The organism is Arthrobacter alpinus (assembly GCF_001294625.1).
In the GTDB taxonomy this organism is placed as follows: domain Bacteria; phylum Actinomycetota; class Actinomycetes; order Actinomycetales; family Micrococcaceae; genus Specibacter; species Specibacter alpinus_A.
In genome coordinates, this window is record NZ_CP012677.1 from 611,907 (window position 1) to 637,022 (window position 25,116).

The window sequence follows — 25,116 nt, forward strand, 5'->3', positions numbered from 1 at the left end:
TCAGTCCTGTTCATCGCAGACCGGGACGTCCGCCCGGTGTTGTTCAAGTGCACAGTGAGAGCTGTGTTCAGTAGTGCGCCCACGCGTAGACACTTTCGCCGCGTGGGAACTACCGTGAACGTAAATGCACCATCAGCTGCCCCATTGCCCGCGCACACCCCGCTGCAGTGAATACCGACAAAGGAGTCACCATGACCGTTGCCACCGAGTTGACCGAACGCGAGAATGTCCTGCTGGAAAGTGTTCCCACAGGGCTGCTGATCGGCGGTGTGTGGCGTGAAGCAGCATCGGGGGCGACCTTTGATGTAGAGGACCCCTCTACCGGCAAGGTTCTGCTGACCTTGGCCGACGCCGGTGCCGTGGATGGTGCGGCAGCCCTGGACGCCGCTGTGGCTGCCCAGGACGACTGGGCGGCCACAGCGCCTCGCGCCCGTGCCGAGATCCTGCGCCGCGCCTTTGACATGGTCACCGCCCGCGCCGACGACTTTGCCTTGTTGATGACCCTGGAAATGGGCAAGCCGCTGGCCGAAGCCCGTGGCGAGGTCACGTACGGTGCTGAATTCCTACGCTGGTTCTCCGAAGAAGCGGTGCGCACCAACGGGCGCTATGCTTCCAACCCCGAGGGCACCGCCCGCATCCTGGTGCAGAAGAAGCCTGTGGGTCCATGCCTGCTGATCACCCCGTGGAACTTCCCGCTCGCCATGGCCACCCGCAAGATCGCCCCGGCCATCGCGGCAGGCTGCACCATGGTGCTCAAGCCCGCCAATCTCACGCCCTTGACAAGCCAGCTCTTCGCACAGGTCCTGCTCGACGCCGGCCTGCCCGCCGGGGTTCTGAACGTCATCGCCACCAGCACGGCCGGCGCGGTGACTGGCCCGCTGATCCAGGACACCCGCCTGCGCAAGCTTTCCTTTACCGGATCCACGCCGGTGGGCCGTCGCTTGCTGGCCGACGCCTCACAAAACGTGCTGCGAACCTCCATGGAACTTGGTGGCAACGCCCCATTCCTGGTTTTTGAGGACGCAGACGTGGACGCCGCCGTCGACGGTGCCATGGCCGCGAAACTGCGCAACATGGGCGAGGCCTGCACGGCTGCCAACCGCTTCCTGGTGCACGAGTCCGTCGCCGAGGAGTTTGCCACCAAGTTCGCAGCCAAGATGGGGGCCATGTCCATCGGGCGCGGCACCGACCCGGCAACCACGGTGGGGCCGCTGATTGACGCTAAGAGCCGCGACAAGGTTCACTCCCTAGTCACTGACGCGCTCGCCGACGGCGCCCGCGTGGTGGTTGGTGGAGCGCCGGTCGACGGCCCGGGCTACTTCTACCAGCCCACGGTCCTGCAAGGCGTTGAGCCCGGTGCCCGCATCCTGGCCGAGGAGATCTTCGGCCCCGTGGCCCCCATCGTCACCTTCAAGAACGAGGACGAGGCCGTGGCTCTGGCCAACGACACCGAGTACGGCTTGGTGGCGTACGTCTTCACGAAGGACTACGCCCGCGGCCTGCGCATGGCGGACAGGATCGAAACCGGCATGATGGGCCTGAACGCAGGCGTGATCTCCAACGCCGCAGCACCCTTTGGCGGCGTCAAGCAGTCCGGTCTTGGCCGGGAAGGCAGCCTAGAGGGCATCGAGGAGTACCAGTACACGCAGTACATCGGCTTCCCGAACCCGCACAACGCCTAGTACCTCGTTGAGGGGGCACATCACCCATGGGGTGTTGTGTCCCCTCAACGGTCTGTGCGTGGGGTGTTGTGCCCCCTCAACGGTTTGTGCGTTCACCGGCGGTTAGAGAAGAGCGACGGCGGCAGAAGCGCCGCGCGGATGCGGGCCGGAGTTGTCGCCCGGCCGGTCAGCTGGGCGCCGATCCGCTCGAGTGCATCTGCGAGGTCGTCCCGGCCGGCCGGCGTGCCGCTCGCAGTGGGGCCGTACACCACCTGCTCGTAGGCGCTGCGCACCAGATCAACGTCCCGTGTACCTCCGTCACCCAGCAGCGCCGCCATACGCGCACCCTGCAGGGCCGGCGTCAACGACGAGTCAAAACGGTAGCCGTAATCGACGGCGCCCGCCAGCAATTCCCGCCACGCCAAGGACTCAGGTCCGTCGCGGGGGTCCGTGCGGTCACCACCAGTTCCCGCCCGCCGGGAAGCCGCCCGCCCGGAAGCCGCACCGCGCACCAGGGCCAGGCGCCGCCGTCGTACTAGAACGCGGGTGAAGGCAGGAGAAGCCAGCAGCACCAGCACCAGCGCCGCAGCCATGAAACCGGCGCCTATCCTGGCAGGTTCTGGGGTGGCCGGCACAGGAGTCGCCGCGGCGGAGGAGGTGGCGGCGGTGCTGGGAGTCCCGGGGGCAGAGGCTGAGGGTCTGGAGTTGGACCCGTTGAGGAGGTCGTTGTTGTTCGGCCGGGGGTTGCTGGCCGAGACCTCCTGGGCATAGGCGGGCACGTCGCCGCGGGAGGGGGTGGGCTCGAAGGGCACCCAGCCAAGCCCCTCAAAATACAGTTCGGGCCAGGCGTGGGCGTCGCGACCGGCCACTTCGTAGCCTCGCAGATCCAAACCATCCAACGTGTCGGTCGTCTGCGTTGCCTGGCCCGGCGCGTACCCCACCGCAATGCGGGAGGGGATGCCCAGTTCCCGTGCCATGACAGCCATGGCAGCGGAAAAGTGGACGCAATAGCCGCTCTTCACTTCAAGGAACGTCGCAAGGACGTTCATGCCAGCCCCGTCGTAGCCCTCCTGCACCGGGGTTTTCACGCTATAGGTGAAGGTGCCCGAGCGCAGGTAGTCCTGGATGGCCAGGGCACGCCCATACGTGCTGCTTTGGCCCTCCGTGACCTTCTCGGCCGTGGTCTTGATGATGGCGGGAACATTGTTGGGCAGCTTGGCGAACACCGGGTCCAGCCGGCTGTCGGGTTTTTGGTTTGCGGCGCTGAGCAGTTCGGGGGTCAGGTCCGGCATTCTGCTGGTGACTGTGTAGGACTGCTCGGCCGTGGTGGCGTTGCCGGTGATGGTCTGCGTTGACGGGTCCCACTTCCATTGCCCGCGCAGCGAATCAACGTTCTCCACCGACAAGGGTGCCGGGAGCCAGGTACTGGAGAGATCAAGCACCGAAACCAGCGTGGTGGTGAGAGTCTGCGGCACCGCCGGGTTGGGGCCAAGCGCAGGTTGCAGGCCAGAAAGGGTGCCGCTAAGACCGGCCGGGACCGGGGACGGTTTCCAGGTTTTACCGGAAAAGTCCTCCAGAGTGCTCATGCGCAGGTACAACGGTCCCGGCGCACTGGTCAGGTACGTCATGTTGATGGCTGTCGACTGCGAGCGCAGGTCGTTGCCCAGCGAAATCATCGGATCCAGTCCCGACACGTTCCCCGGTGAGCCCAGCCGTGATCCTTGGGGGAAGCTGCCCGCTGAGAATCCTGGGACAAGCGCGGAGGCCAGCATCATGACCAGTACGACGGCGGCCCCCAGCCCGGCTGCCCGGGTGAGGGTTCCGCTCGCGGCCCGGTTTGCGGCGGCCCGCAGCTGCCCCTCTGGCGCGTACCAGCGGCAGCAACCCAGAATGAGCAGGTATCCGGTGGCGGCCCCCACCAATCCCGCTGCTCCAATGCCGTCCTGGGTGGTCAGCGCAGCGGGGAGCAGGATCAGCACCAGCCCAATGGCGCTGGCCGCGGGCAGCGCCACCGTGATGGCCAGGGTGTCGATCAGCAGCGCAGCGAAGCCCAGACCGGCACAGATGACAAAGGCGATCCCGTCATCGGTCGGTACGGGTGTGTTGCTGACAAGGATTCGTGTGGCGGCCTCGGTGGTAAGTTCCACCGCCGCATCCACTGTCTGCGGGGACGGGATGACGCCCAGGTAGGCGGTGCCGGGAAAGAAGGCCAGCGTCAACCCCATAAACCAGCCCAGCAACGCTGCGATGGGGGCGACAGAGTTCAGGCGTGGATAGCGGCGTGTCAGTGCCGGCAGCAGTAGCGTCATCGCTGTCACCAAGAAGGCTTGGGGGAGCCAGCTGTTGCCGAGCAAAACGCTGCCCAGGCCCAGGGAGGTTCCCATGACGGCGCCAAAGACCGCCAGTGCGAGCACCCAACGTGCAGGCCCCGTGGCTGGTGCGCCCAGAAAGTTGCGCACGCCCCCTGGCCGGCGGGAGGACCCCGTGTTGCCGCCAGACTCTGCCGGGGATCCCTGTGGCCGGTGGTGCTGTGGGGGGCGGGCACCGGTGGACGTCCCGGTCATGGCAGCGGCCTTGTGGTTGCAATGTGAGGGCCGGTGGCGCCCCCGGGACCTGCGCCCCCGGCTCCGGGCTGGTGACGGGGCCCGCTTCCCGGAGGCGGTGGCGGCACCAACACGGGGGCGTCCATCTGGTCCCAGGCGTGAAGTAAAGAGGTCCCCGGCGTCAGGGCAACGGCCTGCCAGCCGGCCCGGCGCAGAATCTTCAACGGGCCGGCCATCGCGGCAGGGTCCGAGCACACCAGCAGGGCGAAGGTGCCCTCGGCGGCTTCCGCGGTGGCCGCTAACGTCATGGCGTCGGCGCCGGTGAGTTCCCCGGTAATGGCGATGAGCGGTCCGCGGCGCCGGGTTTGGAGCAACTTATCGGCTAACACGTCGGCCAACGGTGCCTGTGTCTGGCCGGCGTCGATGGGGGAGTCAGCCAGTTCGAGCGCGGCCAGGGACTGTGCCACCGCCAACGCCCCCGACGCGCCGGAAAAGTCCTCCCGGTCCGGTTCCTGGGCTGAGCGAGAGGAGGCAAAACCAGGCCGTCCACGGTGGTCAAGGACGCGCAGGCTGTAGTTGCGCTCCAACACGTGCGAGGCGACGGAATTCGCGGCCACCACCGCCCACTCGAACGCCGGTGAGGTGCTCAGGGCATCTGCCGTTCGGGACAGCTTGGCATGCCCCCCGTACGACCACAGGCGCTGGTCCAGGATCAACGCCGCCTCCGGGGTTGTCACCGACTCCTCTGCCCGCACCATGAGCTTGCCCTGCCGGGCGGTGGCAGGCCAGTGGATGCGGCGCAGGGGGTCGCCGTGGCGGTACTCGCGGTTCATGACGTCGTCGTCGCTGGGGTTGGCCTGCTGGCGGGTCATCCGTGACCCATCCTGGCCGCGTCCGCTGGTCAACGAAATTTCCGGGAGCACGACGGCGGTCGGGGCCACTGTGAGCGTGTCACCGGCGTCGAGCTTGCGCTCTAGAAGCGCCACGTCGAAGGGGTCCCCGAACTTGGCGGTCAGCGGGCCAATGGTGAACACTCCGCGACGGGTGGGGTGGAACGTGTAGCTATACCGGCTGACAAGACTGCGCGGGGCCACCGGTTGCGGGTAGTCAAAGCGGGGGACGTCAATGAGGTAGGGCGGCAAGGTTTCCACGATCCTGGCCCGCCCGCCCCCCGGTGTGCTCCCGCGCACCTCCAGGGTGACGGTTGCCGTGGTGCCGGTTTCCACAAACGCTGGCGCAAAGTGGCGTTTGACGCTGAACCCCGGGGTTAAAAGGCGTAAGCCGACACTCGCCAAGGGTGGCAGCATCAGCAAAAACACGGCCACCACCATCAAGTCCCGACGGCCAAGCACCTGCGCCAACAACAAGGCCAGCACGCCGGCAGCCATGAGCAGCCACCCGCGTGGACGGAAAATGTACTCAGGAATCCAGCTCATCAACTACCCCGCCCGGGCAGCCCGCCGTGCCGCGGAGCCCGGCACGCCAGTTCCTTGGCCGCTGGCGGAGCCGCCAGGCTGGGACGGGACAGGGATCCGGGCAAGGGCGTCGGCAATGACATCAGCGGCTGTGATGCCCATGCTGGCGGCCTTCCGCTCAACCAACAGGCGGTGGGCCAACACCGGCTCCGCCAAATCACGGATGTCATCAGGGAGGACAAACCCACGGCCGGCCAGGGACGCGGCGGCCTTGGCGGCTCTGAGCAACTGCAGAAGCGCTCGCGGACTGGCACCAAGACGCAATTGCTCGCTGGCGCGCGTTGCCGCGCCCAAGGCAACGGTGTATTCCTTCACGGCACTTGAGACGTGAGTGGCGGCAACCACCTCAAGCATGGCGGCCACATCGGCGGAGGTCGCCACGGCGCGGACTGCGTCCAGCGGGTTGACCGACTGGTGGGTTTCCAGCATGGCAAGCTCGGCCGCGGTATCCGGATAGCCCATGGAGATTCGGGCCATGAAACGGTCCCGTTGCGCTTCCGGCAGCGGATAGGTGCCTTCCATCTCAATCGGGTTTTGTGTCGCGATGACCATGAACGGTTCACTGAGCGGGTATGAGGTGCCATCAACGGTGACTTGGTGTTCCTCCATGGATTCCAGGAGCGCGGACTGGGTTTTGGCTGACGCCCTGTTGATCTCATCGCCGATGACCAGGTTGGCAAAAATGGCGCCCGGGCGGAAGTCAAAGGACTGTTCTTGTTGGTTGTAGATGGACACGCCGGTGATGTCGCTCGGAAGTAGATCCGGGGTGAACTGGATGCGGCTGACCGAACAGTCAATGGTGCGCGCCAGCGTCTTGGCCAACAACGTCTTGCCGACTCCGGGCACATCCTCCAACAGCAGGTGGCCCCGGGCCAGCAACACCGTCAACGCCAGCGCCACAGCCTCCTGCTTACCGTCGATCACCGTATTCATGGCGGCCATGATCTCGCGGCTGAGCTGTGCAAAACTCTGCGCACCCATCAGAGGGTCGGCCGCAGCGGCGGTAACGTCCAAGGTGGCCGGATTCTCGGTGGTGAGTGCTTGCGTCAGCGTCTCGTGCGGCTGCATGCCCAACCTTTCACGTCAGTGTGTTCTTCATCTCATCTAATTCTCTCCCACGCTACTATTATGCGTTGCGGAAGGCAGAACATGAGCGCCGCGGCTGGGTAAAGTTGACAGCATGTGCACGCAGGAAGTTCCCCGCCCCTACCGCCGCGACGTCCATGAGTCCCTGCAGCCGCGAAAGCAGCCGCCAGAGCAGCCAGCCGGTGGCAAGCCTCGTCCCGGCTTTGCCCCGGCGCCGCTGCGCCTGCCCGTCCCCGTCTATGACAACCACACACACTTTGACTTTGGTGACTCCTCACTAGGGCGCCGGGTGGGGCTGAAGGACGCACTGGATGCCGCCGAGGCCGTGGGTGTCGCCGGGGCCGTGCAGGTGGGCTGTGATTTGGCATCCTCGCGCTACACGGTGGAGGCGGTGGAGGCTGACCCGCGGGTGCTCGGCGCCGTGGCCATCCACCCCAACGACGCCCCGGAACTGGCGGGTGCCACAACGGCTGACGGTGTTTCTTTGCTCGATGTTGCCTTGGCCGAGATCGACGCCCTGGCCGCGCACCCTAGAATCCGGGCGATTGGCGAGACCGGCCTTGACTATTTCCGTACCGGACAGGAGGGTGTGGCGGGGCAAAAGTATTCGTTCCGGCGGCACATTGAGATCGCCAAGAAACGGTCCCTGGCGTTGCAGATTCATGACCGTGACGCGCACGACGACGTGGTGAGCGTGCTGCGGGAGGAGGGACCGCCGTCGTGCGTAGTGTTTCACTGCTTCTCCGGTGACGGCGACCTGGCCCGGATCTGCAACGAGAACGGCTGGTACATGTCCTTTTCCGGGACCTTGACGTTTAAAAATGCAAATAATTTGCGGGAGGCACTGGCCGTGGCAGATCCGGCCCTGCTGCTGGTGGAAACCGACGCCCCATTTTTGACCCCGCACCCGCACCGCGGGCGCCCCAATGCCAGCTACATGCTGCCGTACACGGTGCAATCCATGGGTCAATTGCTGGGGCGCGACCTTGCCGATATGGGGCAGTTGCTGCGCTCCAACACCGAGGCTGTTTACGGCTCCTGGGCGGGCTAAAACGAAGTGGTGGTCGTTACCATCCCTTGTCTAATTGGTAACGAACAGGTTACGCTCGATAACTATTAGCCGTGGTCGGGGAAGACCAACGGAAATGTTGCACCGTGATCCACCGTTCACTTTGGAGAGCTGTGCTGCCGTTCGTGACGAACAATCGTGCGCCTTTTGCCGAGGCGAAAGCTGGGCTAAAAGGCGCACGATCGTCCGCCATTCCCCGTGCCCGGGCGCTCTAGTAGTTATGGGAAAAAGTGAGTTTTTTCTACTCCGCCGATGGCAAACTGAATGTTCTAAAGATTGCCGGGCAGGCCGCGGTCCTGATCGCCCTCGTGGCAGGACTGGTGATGTTCGCCGGCACCAACAAGTCCGTCTCGGTCATGGTTGACGGCCAAGCAAGTTCAGTCCAGACCTTTGGTGGCTCGGTGGCGCAGGTCCTTGACCGGGCACAGGTGCAAGTTGGTGCCAGCGATCAGGTCACTCCCGACCTGAATACGCAGGTGAGCGATGGGACCGCCATCACCGTCAACACGGCCAAGAAGATCACCGTGAACCTTGACGGAGCCGAACACAACGTCACCACCACCTCCGCCAAGATTGGCGGTTTGATCAGCCAGCTCGGCGTCGCCGCCAACGCCCGGGTGTCGGTTCCCGCAGACGCCATCTTGGCCAACGCCAGCGACATCAGCATCATCACCCCCAAAGTTGTCACGGTGATCGCGGACGGCAAAAAGAACGTCACCACCACCACAGCCGAGACCGTCGCCGAGGTCCTTGCCTCCTCCGGGGTCACCGTTGCCCCTGCCGATCTGGTTTCCGTCCCGGGCGTGGCCAAGGTGGTGGAAAACATGGTGGTCAAGGTTTCCCGCGTCAACACTGACGGTGCCGCCTCCGAGACCTCGGCCGTTCCCTTTGATACTGAACATGTGGTTGACCCGGCCCTGTTCAAGGACCAGAAGACCACCACCCGTGCCGGTGTGGCCGGCACGCTGGAAAAGACGTTCCGCACGGTCACCGTGGATGGCAACGTTGTCAGCAAGGCCGAGACCGGTACCAAGACGCTGACCGCTGCCGTGGCAGAACAGGTCACCGTGGGCGGCAAGGACCGCCCGGCCAAGGAAACCGGTGCCAACACCGGCGCGGAGGCGCCGGCTATGTCCAATGAGGCCATGTGGGATGCCATCGCCCAGTGTGAGTCCACCGGGAACTGGTCCATCAACTCCGGAAACGGTTACTACGGCGGACTGCAGTTCGACATTTCCTCCTGGCTGGCCAATGGCGGCGGTGCGTACGCCCCCAATGCCAGCCTGGCCACCAAGGCCCAGCAGATTGCTGTCGCCAACACCTACTACGCCAAAGCTGGCCTGCGCCCGTGGGGTTGTGCCCACGTGGTGCGCTAACCCAGGCGTGAGGACCAAGCACATCCACGCCCCCCGCGCGGCCTCAGGGCCGCACGGGGAGCGTGCCTTTTTAATAGCGGATACGATTGTCCAGTGACCAAGCCCGAGCCCAGCCCCGCACCCCAGCCTCTTTTGGGTGCCACAGAGATCCGCCGCCTTGCGGAGGAAATCGGTGTGCGCCCCACCAAGACGTTGGGCCAGAATTTTGTTATTGACGGCAACACCATCCGCCGGATCGTGGCAGCGGCCAAAATTGACCCCACCGAGACGGTGTTGGAGGTGGGCCCCGGACTGGGCTCGCTGACACTGGGCCTGCTCGACGCCGCCGCCAAGGTGGTGGCTGTGGAGATCGATCCCGTGCTGGCGGCAAAACTGCCCTCCACCGTGGCCGCGTTCCGCCCCGCACTGGCGGGCAACCTCGACGTCGTCCTCTCCGATGCCATGCGCATCACCGAACTTCCCGCCGAACCCACGGCCCTGGTGGCCAACCTGCCCTACAACGTGGCCGTCCCGGTGGTGCTGCACCTGTTGGAGCACTTCCCGTCCCTGCAACATGGCCTGGTCATGGTCCAGGACGAGGTGGCTGACAGGATGGTGGCCGGGCCCGGCTCCAAAACCTATGGTGTGCCGTCGGTCAAGGGTGCCTGGTATTCGCAGATGCGCAAGGCCGGGGTGATCGGCATGAACGTGTTTTGGCCGGCCCCGAAGATCTCCTCCGGCCTGGTCGAGTTCACCCGGCGCGAACCCCCTGTGACCCATGCCAGCCGCGAGCAAGTGTTTGCCGTGATCGATGCCGCGTTTGCCCAGCGGCGCAAGACCCTGCGGGCCGCACTGGCCGGATGGGCAGGGGGAGCCGTGGAAGCGGAGAGGTTCCTGCGCATGGCCGGTGTCGATCCCAGCGCCCGCGGCGAAGTGATCGACGTGAACGCGTTTGCCCGCATCGCCGAAGCCAAGAACCCGTTGCTGGTTTGAGTCCGGGGGTGAGAGAGAGCATGCGCGCCGGTGATCCCGGAGAACTGTCCGGCGACTACGACTGGGCGGGCCGGCCCCGGCACATCCGGGTCAAGGCCCCCGGCAAGATCAACGCCTCCTTCAAGGTGGGCCCGTTGCGTGCCGACGGCTACCACTCGGTGGCCAGCACCTACCTGGCCGTCTCCCTCTACGAAGAAGTCACTGCCACTGCTAAGCCCGGCACGCCCGCCAGCGAGGTCACCGTCAGCATCAGCAAGGACAGTTCGCTGGCCCCGCACCTTTTGGCCGGCATTCCCCTGGACGGGAGCAACCTGGCCGTGCGCGCTGCCAGGCTCGTGGCCGATATCAGCGAGCACGCCTGCGGTGTGCACCTGGAGATCAGCAAGCACGTCCCCATTGCCGGGGGCATGGGTGGGGGCTCGGCCGACGCAGCCGCCGCGCTGGTGGCTTGTGACGCGCTCTGGCATGCGGGCCTCTCCCGCGAGGAGCTCGCACTCCTCGGTGCCGAGCTCGGCGCAGACGTGCCGTTCGCGCTTCTCGGGGGGGCCGCCGTCGGGCTGGGTGTGGGGGACAAACTCACCGCAGCCCTGGCGCCCGAGCCGTTGCACTGGGTCTTGGTATTCTCGGACGACGGGCTGTCCACCCCTGTTGTTTACGGCACCCTGGACGGTTTGCGGGCCGGCGTTGACGTGGCAGAACCCGCCGGGGTCGATCCGCTGATCCTGGCGGCCCTGCGTGCCGGGGACGCTGCCTTGCTGGCGCCGTGCCTGGGCAATGACTTGCAGGCGGCGGCGCTCTCGCTGGCCCCAGGGCTGGCAACTGTTTTGCAGGCCGGGATCGCCGCGGGCGCGCTGACGGCGATGGTGTCAGGCTCCGGCCCCACCGTCGCCATGCTGGCTGCGCACGGGCGGCACGCCAGCGATGTTGTGGCGGAGTTGACGGCGGCCGGGTATGACGCCTTGGCCGTGGAAGGCCCCGTCCATGGGGCACACAGAGTTTTTGACGCATGATTTCCTCAATGAAAGTGGTTTGACGTGGCACATCTCCTTGGAGGAGAAAATCTCAGCATCGCCTTCGCTACCCGCGCTGTCTTGGACGGCGTGACGGTGGGGCTTGAAGAGGGAGATCGGATCGGAATTGTCGGGCGCAACGGTGATGGCAAGTCCACACTGATGCGCCTGCTCTCCGGACGGCAAACCGCCGATTCCGGCCGGGTCACGGTCCGTGGCGGTGTGCATGTGGGGTACCTGGACCAGTCCGACGTGCTCGACGGCGAAAGCACGGTGGGCTTTGCGATCGTGGGTGAGTCCGCCGATCACGTGTGGGCTTCCAACCCGAAGATTCGCGAGATCATGGGCGCCCTGGTCGGTGAGGTGGACTGGGATGCGAACATCCACTCACTCTCCGGCGGGCAGAAGCGCCGCGTGGCACTGGCCAAGCTGCTCATCGGCGACGACGACGTGATCATGCTCGATGAGCCCACCAACCATCTGGATGTGGAGGGTGTGGCGTGGCTGGCTAAACACCTGAAGGCACGTTGGCGCGCCAACGAGGGAGCCTTCCTGGTCGTCACCCACGATCGTTGGTTCCTGGATGAAGTCTGCAACCGCACTTGGGAAGTTCACGACGGCATCATTGACCCGTTCGACGGCGGCTATGCCGCGTACGTGCTGGCCCGGGCCGAGCGGGACCGGATGAACTCCGTGATTGAAACCAAGCGTGTGCAGCTGGTGAAGAAGGAACTTGCCTGGTTGCGCCGCGGTGCACCGGCCAGGACGGCCAAGCCGAAGTTCCGCATCGAGGCCGCCAATGAGCTCATCGCCGACGTCCCCGAGCCCCGCGACACAGTTGCCCTGTCCAAGATGGCCACCGCCCGCCAGGGCAAGGACGTACTGGACCTGGAAAACGTATCCCTGTCCTACGGGGACAAGGAGCTCTTCGATAACATCACCTTGCGCCTTGCCCCGGGTGAGCGCCTGGGTATCGTCGGCGTCAACGGTGCCGGCAAGACCACCTTGCTGCGGCTTCTCAACGGCGAAATCGAGCCGACCGCAGGAAAGCTCAAGCGTGGCAAGACGGTGCAGACCGCCGTGCTGACCCAGGAGGTGCGCGAACTCGATGACGTGATGAACATGCGCGTCATTGAAGTCATTGAGCGGGAGAAACGCTCCTTCGACGTTGGCGGCAAGGACATGAGCGCCGGGCAACTGGTGGAACAGCTCGGCTTCACCAAGGACAAGCAGTGGACGCCGGTGAAGGACCTCTCCGGTGGTGAGCGCCGTCGCCTGCAGTTGCTGCGCCTGCTGGTGGGCGAGCCTAACGTGCTGATGCTCGATGAGCCCACCAACGATCTTGACACGGACACCCTGGCTGCCGTAGAGGACGTCCTTGACGGCTGGCCCGGCACCCTGGTGGTGGTTTCGCACGACAGGTACTTGTTGGAGCGTGTCACCGACCACCAGATGGCGTTGCTCGGTGACGGCCAGCTGCGCGGGCTCCCCGGGGGAGTGGACCAGTACCTGGAACTGCGTGAAGCGGCACTGTCAGGCAAATCCAGCTCCGCGGCGTCCCAGGGGCCCGCAGCGCCATCGGGGCCCTCCGAGTCCCAAAAGCGAGACGCCCGCAAGGTCCTGAACCGGCTGGAACGACAGCTGGCAAAGAATTCCGCTGCGGACGCCAAGGTGCATGCACAAATGGCCACCAGCGTGGGCGACTATGACGCCCTGGCCGAGCTCAACGCCAAACTGGCCAAGCTTGCCGCCGAGCGGGCCGGTCTGGAACTGGAATGGCTTGAGGCCTCAGAGGTCCTCGAGTAGGGCTTTAGTTCTACGCACCGTTCTGGCCAAATGGTGCGCCGCTGTGAAAGTGGCGCACCATTTATGCGGAACCGTACGCAGGCCCAAAGCGGGTCCTCCCTCCACAGCCCGCTCTGCCCAGGAGCTTGTCCACACCGTCGATGCAGGGGCCCCCGAACCCAGCTTTTTTGGGCCAAGCTGGTGCCATGAAGCGAACGGCAGACAGTCGCAGGACATCGGTTGAAGCCGTTATCGAACGGTGAGGGACTGCTGCCAGGCGTAAGGATTTGATACATAGCGGGCTGACTGACTGGGACCTCGTCCAAGCCGTGTCATCCGGCCGCTTTCTCAAGGTGGAACGGGCCGTGTTCGCGCTGCCAAATGCCAGTGAGCGGGACCTGCACCTGGCCGCTCACCAGGCGTATCTGGATTGTTTCAGCCGTGCCGAACAAATGGGCCTCTGGGTGCTGGAAACCCCAGAGGCCACCCACGTGGCAACCGCGCATGGGAGGCCCGTTCCCGGGTGCTTCGTGCATAGGGTTCGCGGCCGGTTGACGCTCTGGGATGTCCTCAGACATTGCGTGCAGTGCGGTACCGACGTCGAGGCGCTCTGCGTCCTGGAATCCGCCGTGGTGCTCAAGAAATGCACCCTGGAGCAACTTCACCACAATTTTCAAAAGCGCAAGGATGCCCGTGCCCGCCGCATCATTGCCATGATCGATCCGCAATCGCACTCCATTGCCGAAACTTCCAGGCGCTATCACCTCCGGAAGGCCGGCTACAAGGTGCAAGGACAGGCCGCCATTCGAGGTATGGGCCATCTGGACCTGCTGGTTGAGGGTGTCCTGGGAATTGAGACCGCGGCGAGAAATTTCACAACACAGCCCAAGCTTGGGCCGAAGATTTACGCCGCTCCAACGTCCTTGCCATCCGTGGTGTGCCAACTTTGCACATCCGGGCCAGTGATGCGTTGTATCACCCCCAAACCATGATCGACTTGGTGCGAATGGCGCTTCGGGGGATTAACTCTGCGCGTGGTTGACCGCGAACCGCGCGCAGCTGTGAAAGTGGCGCACGGTTCACCCGAAATGGTGCGCAGGACTCGAGTCGACTGTGAAATTTGACACGTTCAAGGAGGGAATTTCGCCCCTCCATGGCTCTCAACTCGCGAAAGGGCGCCCTGCCGTGGCACACTATATTCTCGTGAGCTACGCGTTATGGCACTAGATCACATTCCGCCCTGGTGTAATGGCAGCACCCCAGCCTTTGGAGCTGTGGAGTATAGGTTCGAATCCTATGGGCGGAACTCTGGTGAAATCCGGCAGAGGTCGTGAACGGGTAATATGGACTTGTTTCCCATTGCGTACGTTTGAACACGGACTGTGGTCCGGGTAGGAGCGCCACTTAGTGAGCCCCCAAGACACCAAATCATTCAACCCTTCCGCCGTGATTGTGCTGGCGGCCGGTGCTGGCACCCGGATGAAGTCTCGGACACCCAAAATCCTGCATCCCATCGGTGGCATTTCCATGGTGGGCCATGCCTTGGCCGCGGCGCAGGGGCTTCACCCCGACCGTTTGGCCGTCGTGGTCAGGTTTGAACGCGACGCGGTGGCGGCACACATCCAGGCACTGGACGCCCACGCGCTCATCGTTGACCAGGACGATATTCCCGGCACGGGACGCGCTGTGCAGGCCGCACTGGAAGCCCTCGACGCGCAGCACGAGGTCCACGGCACCGTGGTTGTCACCTACGGCGATGTCCCGCTGCTGACCACCGCACTGCTGCGAGAACTTGTGCAAACCCACGCTACGGACGGCAATGCTGTCACCGTCCTTACGGCAGTTCTGGAGGATGCCGCCGGCTACGGCCGCATTCTGCGACACAACAGCGACGGCACGGTCCTGGGCATCCGTGAGCACAAGGACGCCACGGCTGCTGAACGAGCAATCCGTGAGATCAACTCCGGGATCTACGCCTTCGACGCCAAGGTGCTCCGTGCTGCCCTGAAGAAGGTCACCACTGACAACAACCAGGGCGAGATGTACCTCACCGATGTTTTGGGCCTGGCCAGGAACGACGGCGGCCGTGTCGCCGCCGTGGTCACCGCCGATCGCTGGCAGGTGGAAGGCGCCAATGACCGTGTGCAGTTGGCCGCCCTGGGCACCGAACACAACCGCCGCATCGTTGAAGGCTGGATGCGTGCCGGTGTGAGCGTCATCGACCCCGCCACCACATGGATCGACTCCACCGTAGAGCTGGAGGAAGACGTCACCATCTTGCCCGGCACCCAACTCCACGGCAAAACCACTGTGGCGCGTGACGCCGTCGTCGGCCCCGATTCAACACTGACCGACGTGCAGATCGGCGAAAAAGCTGAAGTGACGCGCACCCATGGCACCGGCGCCATCATCGGCGAAGGGGCCCACGTTGGCCCGTTCACCTTCCTGCGCCCCGGCACGGTCCTGGGAGCCGACGGTAAAATTGGCGCGTTTTACGAGACGAAGAACGTCACGATCGGCCGCGGCTCCAAGCTTTCCCACCTGGGCTATGCAGGGGATGCGGAGATCGGCGAAGACACCAATATTGGCTGTGGCAACATCACAGCTAACTTTGATGGCGTGAACAAACACCGCACCGTCATCGGCTCCGGCGTACGTACCGGTTCCAACACCGTGTTCGTGGCTCCCGTAACCGTGGGGGACGGGGCGTTCACCGGTGCCGGCGCCATTGTGCGTAAGGACGTCCCCGCCGGGGCCTTGAGCTTGACGGTGGCACCGCAGCGCAACGCCCAGGGCTGGACGGCGGCTAACCGCCCCGGCAGCATCCCTGCGCTGGCCGCGCAAAAGGCTGCCGACAATGCCAGCAACTAAGACTTCTCACCTACCCCACCCCTGCGAGAAAGCGATCCCATGAGCGAACTTAGCCACAATGTCGACAAGAAACTGGTGCTGGCAACCGGCCGCGCGCACCCCGAGCTAGCCGAAGAAGTGGCGCAATGTTTGGGTACTGAGCTGCTGCCAATGTCGGCTTATGACTTCGCCAACGGGGAAATCTACGTTCGTTCCGGGGAGAGTGTACGTGGCAAGGAAGTGTTCATCATCCAGGCCCACCCGGCACCGTTGAACAACTGGCTCATGGAACAGCTGATCATGGTGGATTCCATGAAGCGCGCCTCCGCCAGCGTCATCACCGTGGTGGCCCCGTTCTACCCTTACTCACGCCAGGACAAGAAAGGCCGCGGCCGCGAGCCGATCTCCGCCCGCCTGGTTGCGGACCTGTACAAGACGGCCGGCGCAGACCGGATCATGAGCGTTGACCTGCACACCGCCCAGATTCAGGGCTTCTTCGACGGCCCCGTGGACCACCTTTTTGCCATCCCGTTGCTGGCCGACCACATTCGCAAGATTGTGGGGGACGACGACGTCACTGTCGTCTCGCCCGACACCGGACGTGTGCGCGTGGCTGAGCAGTGGGCGGAGCGCCTGGGTGGGGCCCCGCTGGCGTTCGTGCACAAATCGCGTGACCTGACGGTGCCGAACCAGGCCGTGTCCAAGACCGTGGTGGGTCAGGTTGCCGGACGCACCTGTGTGCTCATCGATGACATGATCGACACCGGCGGAACCATTGCCGGGGCGGTCCGGGTACTCAAGGACGCCGGCGCCAAGGATGTCATCATCGCCGCCACGCACGCTATCTTCTCCGACCCGGCCGCGGAACGTCTGGCCAACTGTGGCGCCCGCGAAGTGGTTGTCACCAACACGCTGCCCATCCCCGAATCCAAGCGTTTCCCCACCCTGACGGTGCTCTCCATTGCGCCGTTGCTGGCGCGCGCCATCAAGGAAGTCTTCGAGGACGGCTCGGTCACGAGCCTGTTCGACGGCAACGCCTAAGCAGAGCTGCGCGCAACCCTTGTGCGCCGGGCTGGAGCTGGGTTGTGCGCATGTTGTCCGCTGGCGCCAGACCCGTCACGGGTCCGGCGCATAGGGGAACTGTGCGGATGGTATGCGTGGAATCCGGGCGCTGGTTTTGCGCATTAAATAAGTCATTGGCTCCTCCACAGCCTCAGCCCGGGCCCCGCTCGTCCACAATCACGACGGCGCGGCTACCGCGGCCGCCGCTTCGTGGACACACTGGGTGGCATGGTGAGTTCAAAGGAAGTAAAAACCCGCTCAGTGGAGGATCAAGTCGCCTGGTACGGCAAGGTTGCCCGGCGCAAAGACCTGCTTGCCAAGGGTTGCACGGCCTGGAGCCTGAAGATGGCCGAGGAGGCAGGGCTCATCCGGCGCATTGCCCGCGGCTACTATGCGTTGCCGGATGCCGATCCCTTGGATGTGAGGCTTGCCCTGCATCAGGCCCGTCGGACGTGTTTCACCAAGGCCGAACAACTGGGCCTTTGGGTCATCAAGCGCCCGCCTTTACTGCATGTTGCCGCGGCTCATGGCCCTCCGATTCCCGGGTGCGTGGTTCATAAAGTCAGCGGGGAGCAGACGTTGTTGAACATTTTGCGCCAATGCGTCAAATGCGGTTCCGAGGTGGAGGGCTTGGCTGCCTTGGAATCAGCAGTGGTGCTCAAGAAGTGCAGTATTGCCGAGCTCCGTGCTGAATTCGCCGGGCGAGAGGACACTCGGGGACGGGCCATCATTGACATGATCGACCCCCAGGCCATGTCCATTGCCGAAACCGTGGCTAGATACTACTTGCGCAAGTCCGGGCTAAACGTGCAGGGCCAGTTCTATGTGAAGGGTGTGGGCCACATCGACCTGCTGGTTGAAGGCGTTTTAGGTGTGGAAACGGACGGGGAAACGTACCACAATACGGAGCAGGGGTGGGCGGAAGACCTGCGGCGGGAGAACCTGCTGGTCATCAAGGGGGTATGGTGCCTTCGCATTCCCGCAAAGTTGGTACTGGGGCGCCCGGACATCATGCTGAGCTGGGTACGTCAGGCGCTTGCCGTGATCAATTCCGCGCCGCAGTGAGGTGCCGCCACGTGGCCTATGCGCCGGACCAGAGGTGGATATGGCGCATGTTGTCCACCGGCGCCAAACCCGGCATGGGTCTGGCGCACAAGAAAAAATGAGCGCCGCTATGCGTGAAATTGCCTTGGGAGTCCGGCGCATAGCGGCCCGGTGGGTGTCGCAAGCGGGCCACCGTCGTTCTGATAAACTTATTCAGTAAACCTTGGCGAGGGACGCTCCGCAACGAGTGTCCGTGATCGACTGGGTCTCACAGCTCCACTACTTTCGGGTGATGGAATGTGTGTAGACCTTATTTGTCCACGCATTGCCACCTGAATATTGAAGGAGCTATTTTTATGTCTGAAATCAAATTGAATGCCGAATTGCGCAACGAGTTCGGCAAGGGTGCAGCACGCCGCATCCGCCGTGCAGACCAGATCCCCGCGGTCATCTACGGTCACGGTGAAGCACCCCTGCACATTGTGCTGCCCATCTTGCAGACCCTCCGCGCGGTACGTGGCGCCAATGCGCTGCTGACCGTCGATGTTGCCGGAACCGAGCACCTCGCCTTGGTCAAGGACATCCAGCGCGACCCCGTATTGCAGATCATTGAGCACATCGACCTGTTGACGGTGAAGAAGGGCGAGAAGGTCATTGTAGACATCCCCGTCGTTGTTATTGGCGAGCCGGCCCCGTCAGTCGTGGCCAACCAGGAAGAAATGACCATCAGCCTCTCCGCTGATGCAACTCTCCTGCCCAAGCACGTAGAGGTTGACCTGACCGGGCGCATCGCCGGCCAGCACATCTACGCCAGCGACCTGGTCCTGCCGGCCAACGTTGAGCTGCTTGCCGATCCCACCCTGTTGATCGTTCACCTCCAGGAGCCAAACGCTGCTGCTGACGTTGAAGAAGAAGCAGCAGAGTAAATAACACTAGATGAGTGATACTTGGCTTGTAGTCGGGCTCGGGAATCCCGGGCCCGGCTACAGCCGTAACCGGCACAATATTGGTTTCATGGTGGCTGAGGAACTCGCCTCTCGCATGAACGCCACTTTTAAGACCCACAAGGCTCGCGCGCTCATCGCCTCGGGCCGGATGGGCGTGGGCGGGCCAAAAATTATTGTAGCCAAGCCTACACTTTTCATGAACCTCAGTGGAGGCCCGACGGCGTCACTTGCGAAGTTCTATAACCTTGCGCCCGATCATGTGGTTGCCATCCATGACGAAATTGATATTCCCTTTGACACGGTGAAGCTGAAGGTCGGCGGCGGCGAAGGCGGGCATAACGGATTACGCGATATTTCCCGTGCGCTGGGAACCAAGGACTACTACCGGGTGCGTGCTGGAGTGGGCCGCCCGCCCGGGCGAGCTGATGCTGCCAGTCACGTGCTGCGGGACTTTTCCTCCACGGAGGCCAAAACACTACCGTTCCTGATCGATGCTGCCGCCGATGCCACCGAGGTGCTCATTGTTGAGGGCCTGCTGTCCGCCCAGGAGAAGTTTCACCAGGCATAGCGCCGCTAAAATGACTGTTTGGTTTGACGCTTGAGGCTGTTATGATCTGAGCTAATCACGACCAGAAGCTTTAAGCCGAAAAGCCATGGACGTCATCGTGTAGTTGAGGTCTCGAACTATGACGGGCGAAGGGGTTGCCACTCCGCAGCGTGCTGCGGTTGGTGACCAGTTAGCAAGAAGGCTTGCCATGGGAGCCGAGGACAGGCGACGGTGGTCCTCGTTCGTGCGTCAAAACGACATCGCGGAGATAGCTGCGGCCCTTCAAGACCGGCGTTACTTCGGCATCACGCTCATCGGTGCACGGGGTGTTGGAAAGTCCACCTTGGCCCGGGGCGTTGACACCGCACTAGCAGGCGAGACCCACATAATACGGCTGTTTGGGAGTTCTTCCGAGACGGTGGTGCCCTATGGGATATTGGAAATGCTGATGGCGCGCCTGCCTATCGGCGCATCGGAGTCTGCTACAACCATCATTCACGGAGTTTCCCAGCTCATCAGGCAAGATGCTCGCGGCCGTAATGTCGTGCTGATTCTCGATGATTTACCCGGCGTTGACAGCCTGAGCTTGAGCGTGCTGATGCACTTGCTACTCAGCGGCACCGCTCGGATACTTGTCCTCGCCCGCCACATCAATGACCTTCCAGACGACTTCTTGTGGCTTCTCAAAGATGGAAGGTTGGCAGAACGTAGGGTGGAGAACTTATCTCGTGCGGAGGTACGGGAACTCCTCCGAAGGGGGTTGGGTGGGCCAGTCTCTGGCGCCGCAGTTTCCGCATTGTTCGCCGCCAGCACCGGGAATCCATTGGTGCTTCATGCACTGGTGAGCGAGCAAGTGGGAAACGGCACTCTCAACCAACACAACGGGACCTGGGTCATCGAGAGCGGCTCCACCTCGAATGCCCCAAGCCCGTTGGGAGAGTTGGTGAAATCCAGGCTAGCCCGCGAAAGCGAAAATGTGCGTTTTGGGGTCACTAAAATGGCGATGATTCAAACGGCGCCCTTGTCAGTGGTCATCGCCGTCCTGGGAGCGGAAGTGGTCGCCGAGATGGAAGAGCGTGGATACCTCGGGGTGAGCCACAACGGCCGGATGCAGGCCTATCTGATGGAGCCATATATTGGCGAAACCGTCCGCCAGGGGCTGAGTATGGAGGAGAAGGTCGTCCTTTTTCAGGAGTTTTCATCCACTATTTCCCCGGACCCCGCGGCCCTAGGTAACCAAGACTTGTTGCGCTTTGCAGAGTGGGCCCATGACTCGAACGTGGCTTTGGCGCCGGAATTGGCTTTGGCGGCGACTGCTACAGCGATCCGTTTGCATTTCCCCGTCCTTGCCCTGAAGCTATCTGAGCACGTTCCTGCCGGAGACCCGTCGTGGGTCAAAGCCGCTATATATCGCAGTGGCGCCTATATCGTTCTTGCCGAATATGGGAAAGCTGCACGGGAGCTGGAAGGGATCCCCGAGGACATCGTGGCTGGACTCGACCCGGAATCATACGCGGAGTGGGCGGCTGCTTTCATGAGTGCGCTACTGTGGGTTCCTGAGGGGTGCGCTCGGATCCCCGAACTTCTCCGTCTGGCGCGATCACGACTTCAAGATGGAGTGGAGCAATCCGGAGGGCCGATGAACGCAACGGAGCGTCTTGACGTGGCTTGGTTCCAGTTCAAGGTCCACAACGGTGACTTTTCCGACGTCGCAGCGGACCTCGAGGCGGCTCTCCAATCAAGCGACGATGAGTACAGGCTCAATTGCGCCAGTACTCTCGTTTTGGTGTGGACAGTCACTGGTCGCGAAATGGAAGCCGTGCGGTTGGCACGTTCGGTTGCCGCTGAAGTCCAGCAACGTGACATCGCGTTGGTCAGGCCCGATCTGCATCATATTGGCATAATTTTGGCCCTCTTGTGGACCGGCCAGTGGCGTGAATGCGTGAGTGTTCTGGATGATTTGCTGGCTGATGGGACCCACTCGGCCCAGTTTGGAGGCGGGGCACTTGAACTTGCACTCGGCCTGGCATACACCTACGCGGGCCGGGGACGCGAGGCCGCCGAAGTTCTCATGGCTGCAGCCGCGCAGTTGGAAGTTAGGGAATCCTACAATGCCTTGAATCTGGCGTACTCCGCTCTCGCCTTCGCTCACGCGCAAGTGGGGGATGTGGCCGGTGTCGAAAAGTACATTGCGTTGACCAACCAGACACCGGCACTGACGGCTTGGGTATTTCGTTCTATTGCCGAGTTCTTCCGGTTCATGGCCTTACGTTGGATCGATGACCCAACGGCTGTGGACCGACTTATGGCCTCAGCGAAAGCCGACATTGTGAAGGGCAGGTTCACAACCGCATCCGTCAGCCTCTTTGGTGCCACGGTGAATGGCACCGAACATGACTTCGCAATGCTCGAGGAAACGTCGCTGCGGAGGCAAGGTCCCATGGCGAAGCTGAACTCCGTCTTCGCCCGGGCCTCTCGGACCAAGAGCGCAGCTATGGCACTGGAGGCAGCGACCATCGCCAATGAGCTGGACCTCATCGCGGTGGAATCCAGGTGTATGGTTTTAGCGCTCGAATTTGCTCGCGATGCCGGAGATAAGCACTTGGTGTACGAATCAAAGTTGAGGTTGGACCGCCTCGCCCTCAGCATACCCATCCTGCCCAGGGCCCCTCGGAGCGCGGGCGTGAGATTGACCCAAAGGGAGCTCCAAATTGCCAAGTTGGCTGTGCGCGGCCTGGGTAATCGTGCCATAGCGGACAGGGTCGGGATATCGGTGCGCACAGTGGAAGGCCATCTTTACCAGGTATTTGCTAAGTTTGGAATCATGTCAAGGGCCGAATTAGATCAGGTCGAAGGCTTGTAGGAAATGAAGAGATTCATGAAACGCTCAGATTCCGACGACTTGGCACTGCGTTCGCCTTTCTGCCGGCAAGCCGAGCTCGGTGATGTCCTGAGAGCGTTTCAAGGTGATGAGTGCCGGGCAGTATTTGTCACTTCTGACACTGGTATGGGCGCCTCGACCATGCTCAGGGCCGTGGCAGGTGAGGTACAGAACCGCATTCCAGTCCTATCCATCCATGGCACTCCGGCCTTGTCGACAATTCCATACGGAGTCCTGGCCCCATTTCTGACCATGCTGTCGGTGGACGACGTCGGGGTTCGAGTCAATGTGCTTCGTGTCATCCTGCAAACACTGGAGGCCAGGCGGGAACGCCTGTCCTCCGAACAAGCAACTCAGTCGCCGGGTGCGGCACTCATAATAATTGACGATGCGAATGCGGTGGATTCGGCGACTGCCGAGCTGGTGGTGAGTCTGGTTCTCGCGGGCACCGTGACCCTTGTCGCCTCCTACCGGCATAGTGAGTCGTTGCCAGAACCAATGCGGAAGCTGTGGGCCAAAGGAATGGCCGAGGGTATCGAGTTGCTTCCCTTGACGCAGGAACAAGCTCATGACTTTTGTGTGGAGATGCTGGGCGGACCAGTGCTGGGCAGCACTAGCTGGCTATTTTGGCACTCGGCCGGAGGTAACCCTCTGTTAATGAGTTTGGTAATTCAAGACGCAGCAAACAGCGGCCAGCTAAATCTCAGGCAGGGGGTTTGGGTCGCCGAACAGCATGCCCAAACACGCAGTCAGGACCTAAAGGACCTGGTGCGCCAGCAAATTCGGGGCTTGACACGACAGGCGAGGGAAGCCCTAAATCTTGTGGCATTATCTGAACCAGTCGACATCATAACAGTCAGTGGACTGGTTGGAGCTAGCGCCGTCGATGAGTTGTTGGCCAGACAGTTGGTACGGGAACCACAAGAAGAATCGGGGCAATTGCGCCTTATCAACCCCATCTACGGTGAAGTAATTCGCGAACTAGTTCCAACCACGCAAAGCAGGCTACTGCACCAACGGTTGATGAGCCGGTTCGATCCGCAGATATCGACGCCAGAAGTGCACCTTCGCCGGGTGAGCTGGGCGCTGGAGAGCGGCATGGACGTTGCCGATGAGCAACTTCTCCGGGCCGCAATTTATGCGTGCAAACTTTATCAGACACCAATGGCGCTGCGCCTGGTCGATGCAGTCGATACCCCGGAATTCGCCCTTCGTGCCCGCGCGGTGAAAGCACGCGCAAGATTCAACCTCGGCGACTACGAAGCCGCTGCGGAGCTCCTGGACGGTTCTGCCGGTGAGGCAAGGACTTTGAAGGAACTCTTATTCGGATCACTCCTGATGGCGGCCACGCATACTGCACTGGGGCACCCCGCGAGAAATATTTCAACGGACGCAGCGGCTCTGCGGGCCGCGGGCGAGCGGCTCGCCGCTGTACTACCTGAAGCCTCCGGGGCTATCTTGACGGAAACCCAGGAACGGGCGAACGTCCTGGAACTCATCGTTCTCTCGCGGCAGGGCGACTACGCTGCCATGCCGCCACTGATTGACTCCGTTTGCGCGCTGGGAAAGCACCCACCCAGCGAGGAACAACTACTCAATCGCTCCGTGGCGCTTGCCCTGGATGCCGAGCGGCTTACTGTCCAGGGCTTCCCTGTGCAGGCACAAGCGCGCGCCGAGGAAGCCTTCAATATTGTTCATGCTGAAGACCACCACGTATTCTTTTTGCCGGAAATGATCATCATCCGCCAACTTTGCGCTGTCCTGTGCGCCGGCGACTGGGATAAGGCGAGCAAAATTCTGGAACAGTTCACCGCTGATGCCGGCCCCGTCATTTGGTCGTTTGGTGGAGGCTTCAATGTTGTCCGGGGAATGGTTCTCATCCGCCAAGGCAAGTTGGCTGACGCACTGCAGGCGCTTCTTCCGGGAATGGATGCGCTGACGCTGAGTGATCCCCAGCAACTACTTGGATTTTGCACGTCGATGGCGCTTTATGCCGCCGCCAAATTGGGTATCTGGGAGTTGGCCCAAGGACTGTCCGATGGGTATTCCGAAAAAACCGGAATGTTCCTTGTCGCAGCTCATGAACGGGCGTTCATGGCCGCTGGGTTGGAGTACCTCCTGCGCGACGGCGCCGGATTGACGGCACTGCGGCATCAAGCAGACGACGCGCACCTTGCAGGATTTGAACTCCTGGAGCTGAACTCCCTATATCTTGCCCTTGAATTGGGGGAAATTACTGCCCTCAAAAGATTTATCCATTTGGCCTCACGGGTTGAAGGGGACTGGGCTGGCGCACTGAAAAGGGTTGGTCTTGCCATCGACACTGAAGACGTTTACGAGTTACTTCGGACGGGTGAACTGCTGCTGCGTGAGGGCTGGATTGTCCTTGCACACGTAATCTTTGTGAATGCAGCATCAGTTCAGGACGGGGCAAGGTCAAACAGAAACTCAACGTACACACGAAAGATGATTGCCACCTCGCGTGGTGCAATGGGTACGCAAATTGATAGTAAGCCATCCGTCCCTACTCAGTCAGGTGTGGGTATTGGCAGGCTGACCAAGCGTGAGAATGAAGTTATCGGGCTGGCTGCTGCGGGGCAGGCAGATCGTGAGATTGCAGCGACCCTCCACGTGTCTATTCGTACAGTGGAAGGGCACCTTTACCGCGCTTACGCGAAGCTAGGCATCACCGGCAGGAGCGACTTCTCCGATATTATGCCAAACGAGTAGTCCGCCCTGATTTGTTGATTTGTCCGGCTAGTTCTTAAGCCTTGCGCGTGTTATTTGCCCGGAACAAGCTCCTTAATA

Annotated in this window: 17 protein-coding genes and 1 tRNA gene; 15 read left to right on the forward strand and 3 right to left on the reverse strand. The window is 62.5% G+C overall.

Features of this window, described 5'->3' with window-relative positions; translation table 11 throughout:
* The first annotated feature begins 191 nt into the window (after positions 1–191).
* Positions 192–1,682, forward strand: a complete 1,491-nt coding sequence (locus tag AOC05_RS02690) for an NAD-dependent succinate-semialdehyde dehydrogenase (protein WP_062005460.1) — start codon at positions 192–194, stop codon at positions 1,680–1,682.
* 92 nt (positions 1,683–1,774) lie between these two features.
* On the opposite strand, the gene AOC05_RS02695 is transcribed toward AOC05_RS02690, so the two are convergent.
* Genes AOC05_RS02695 through AOC05_RS02705 form a run of 3 tightly spaced genes read right to left on the reverse strand, consistent with a single transcriptional unit; the run spans position 1,775 to position 6,747 of the window.
* Positions 1,775–4,225, reverse strand: coding sequence for a DUF3488 and transglutaminase-like domain-containing protein (locus AOC05_RS02695; RefSeq protein WP_062005462.1), 2,451 nt, complete (start codon positions 4,223–4,225; stop codon positions 1,775–1,777).
* Positions 4,222–5,640: a DUF58 domain-containing protein gene (locus tag AOC05_RS02700; RefSeq protein ID WP_062005464.1), complete on the reverse strand. Its 1,419-nt coding sequence runs from the start codon at positions 5,638–5,640 to the stop codon at positions 4,222–4,224. Before AOC05_RS02700 ends, AOC05_RS02695 begins: the two co-directional genes overlap by 4 nt.
* Before the next feature lie 3 nt (positions 5,641–5,643).
* Positions 5,644–6,747, reverse strand: coding sequence for an AAA family ATPase (locus AOC05_RS02705; RefSeq protein ID WP_062005466.1), 1,104 nt, complete (start codon positions 6,745–6,747; stop codon positions 5,644–5,646).
* 112 nt (positions 6,748–6,859) lie between these two features.
* Here AOC05_RS02705 and AOC05_RS02710 point away from each other — a divergent pair, with 112 nt between their 5' ends.
* The 14 genes from AOC05_RS02710 (at position 6,860) to AOC05_RS02775 (ending at position 25,038) form a co-directional block, all read left to right on the forward strand.
* Positions 6,860–7,816 (forward strand): TatD family hydrolase, encoded by a 957-nt coding sequence (locus AOC05_RS02710; protein ID WP_082357702.1) that lies wholly within the window; start codon positions 6,860–6,862, stop codon positions 7,814–7,816.
* Between the two features lie 248 nt (positions 7,817–8,064).
* Entirely contained in the window at positions 8,065–9,210 is a 1,146-nt protein-coding gene (locus AOC05_RS02715) for a resuscitation-promoting factor (protein WP_062005468.1), read from the forward strand.
* Positions 9,211–9,303: 93 nt separating this feature from the next.
* Positions 9,304–10,182, forward strand: coding sequence for a 16S rRNA (adenine(1518)-N(6)/adenine(1519)-N(6))-dimethyltransferase RsmA (gene rsmA, locus AOC05_RS02720; protein ID WP_062005470.1), 879 nt, complete (start codon positions 9,304–9,306; stop codon positions 10,180–10,182).
* 20 nt (positions 10,183–10,202) lie between these two features.
* Positions 10,203–11,192 (forward strand): 4-(cytidine 5'-diphospho)-2-C-methyl-D-erythritol kinase, encoded by a 990-nt coding sequence (locus tag AOC05_RS02725; RefSeq protein WP_062005472.1) that lies wholly within the window; start codon positions 10,203–10,205, stop codon positions 11,190–11,192.
* Positions 11,193–11,216: 24 nt separating this feature from the next.
* On the forward strand, positions 11,217–12,998 hold the full coding sequence (locus AOC05_RS02730; protein WP_062005474.1) for an ABC-F family ATP-binding cassette domain-containing protein: 1,782 nt from the start codon (positions 11,217–11,219) through the stop codon (positions 12,996–12,998).
* 344 nt (positions 12,999–13,342) lie between these two features.
* A complete protein-coding gene (locus tag AOC05_RS02735; RefSeq protein ID WP_197277884.1) occupies positions 13,343–13,969 on the forward strand; it encodes a hypothetical protein in 627 nt (208 codons plus the stop codon).
* Between the two features lie 242 nt (positions 13,970–14,211).
* Positions 14,212–14,283: transfer RNA gene (locus AOC05_RS02740), tRNA-Gln, on the forward strand.
* 173 nt (positions 14,284–14,456) lie between these two features.
* A complete protein-coding gene (glmU, locus tag AOC05_RS02745; protein ID WP_420480389.1) occupies positions 14,457–15,848 on the forward strand; it encodes a bifunctional UDP-N-acetylglucosamine diphosphorylase/glucosamine-1-phosphate N-acetyltransferase GlmU in 1,392 nt (463 codons plus the stop codon).
* A 39-nt stretch (positions 15,849–15,887) separates the two neighbouring features.
* Positions 15,888–16,868: a ribose-phosphate diphosphokinase gene (locus tag AOC05_RS02750; protein WP_062005479.1), complete on the forward strand. Its 981-nt coding sequence runs from the start codon at positions 15,888–15,890 to the stop codon at positions 16,866–16,868.
* Between the two features lie 282 nt (positions 16,869–17,150).
* The gene (locus AOC05_RS02755) at positions 17,151–17,954 is read left to right on the forward strand and encodes a type IV toxin-antitoxin system AbiEi family antitoxin domain-containing protein (RefSeq protein WP_062005481.1); all 804 of its coding nucleotides are present in this window, start codon (positions 17,151–17,153) and stop codon (positions 17,952–17,954) included.
* Positions 17,955–18,289: 335 nt separating this feature from the next.
* On the forward strand, positions 18,290–18,859 hold the full coding sequence (locus tag AOC05_RS02760; protein WP_062005482.1) for a 50S ribosomal protein L25/general stress protein Ctc: 570 nt from the start codon (positions 18,290–18,292) through the stop codon (positions 18,857–18,859).
* Positions 18,860–18,869: 10 nt separating this feature from the next.
* Positions 18,870–19,448 (forward strand): aminoacyl-tRNA hydrolase, encoded by a 579-nt coding sequence (gene pth / locus AOC05_RS02765; RefSeq protein WP_062005484.1) that lies wholly within the window; start codon positions 18,870–18,872, stop codon positions 19,446–19,448.
* Between the two features lie 187 nt (positions 19,449–19,635).
* A complete protein-coding gene (locus tag AOC05_RS02770; RefSeq protein ID WP_197277885.1) occupies positions 19,636–22,290 on the forward strand; it encodes a LuxR C-terminal-related transcriptional regulator in 2,655 nt (884 codons plus the stop codon).
* 15 nt (positions 22,291–22,305) lie between these two features.
* On the forward strand, positions 22,306–25,038 hold the full coding sequence (locus tag AOC05_RS02775; RefSeq protein WP_195849405.1) for a helix-turn-helix transcriptional regulator: 2,733 nt from the start codon (positions 22,306–22,308) through the stop codon (positions 25,036–25,038).
* The last annotated feature ends 78 nt before the right edge of the window (positions 25,039–25,116 follow it).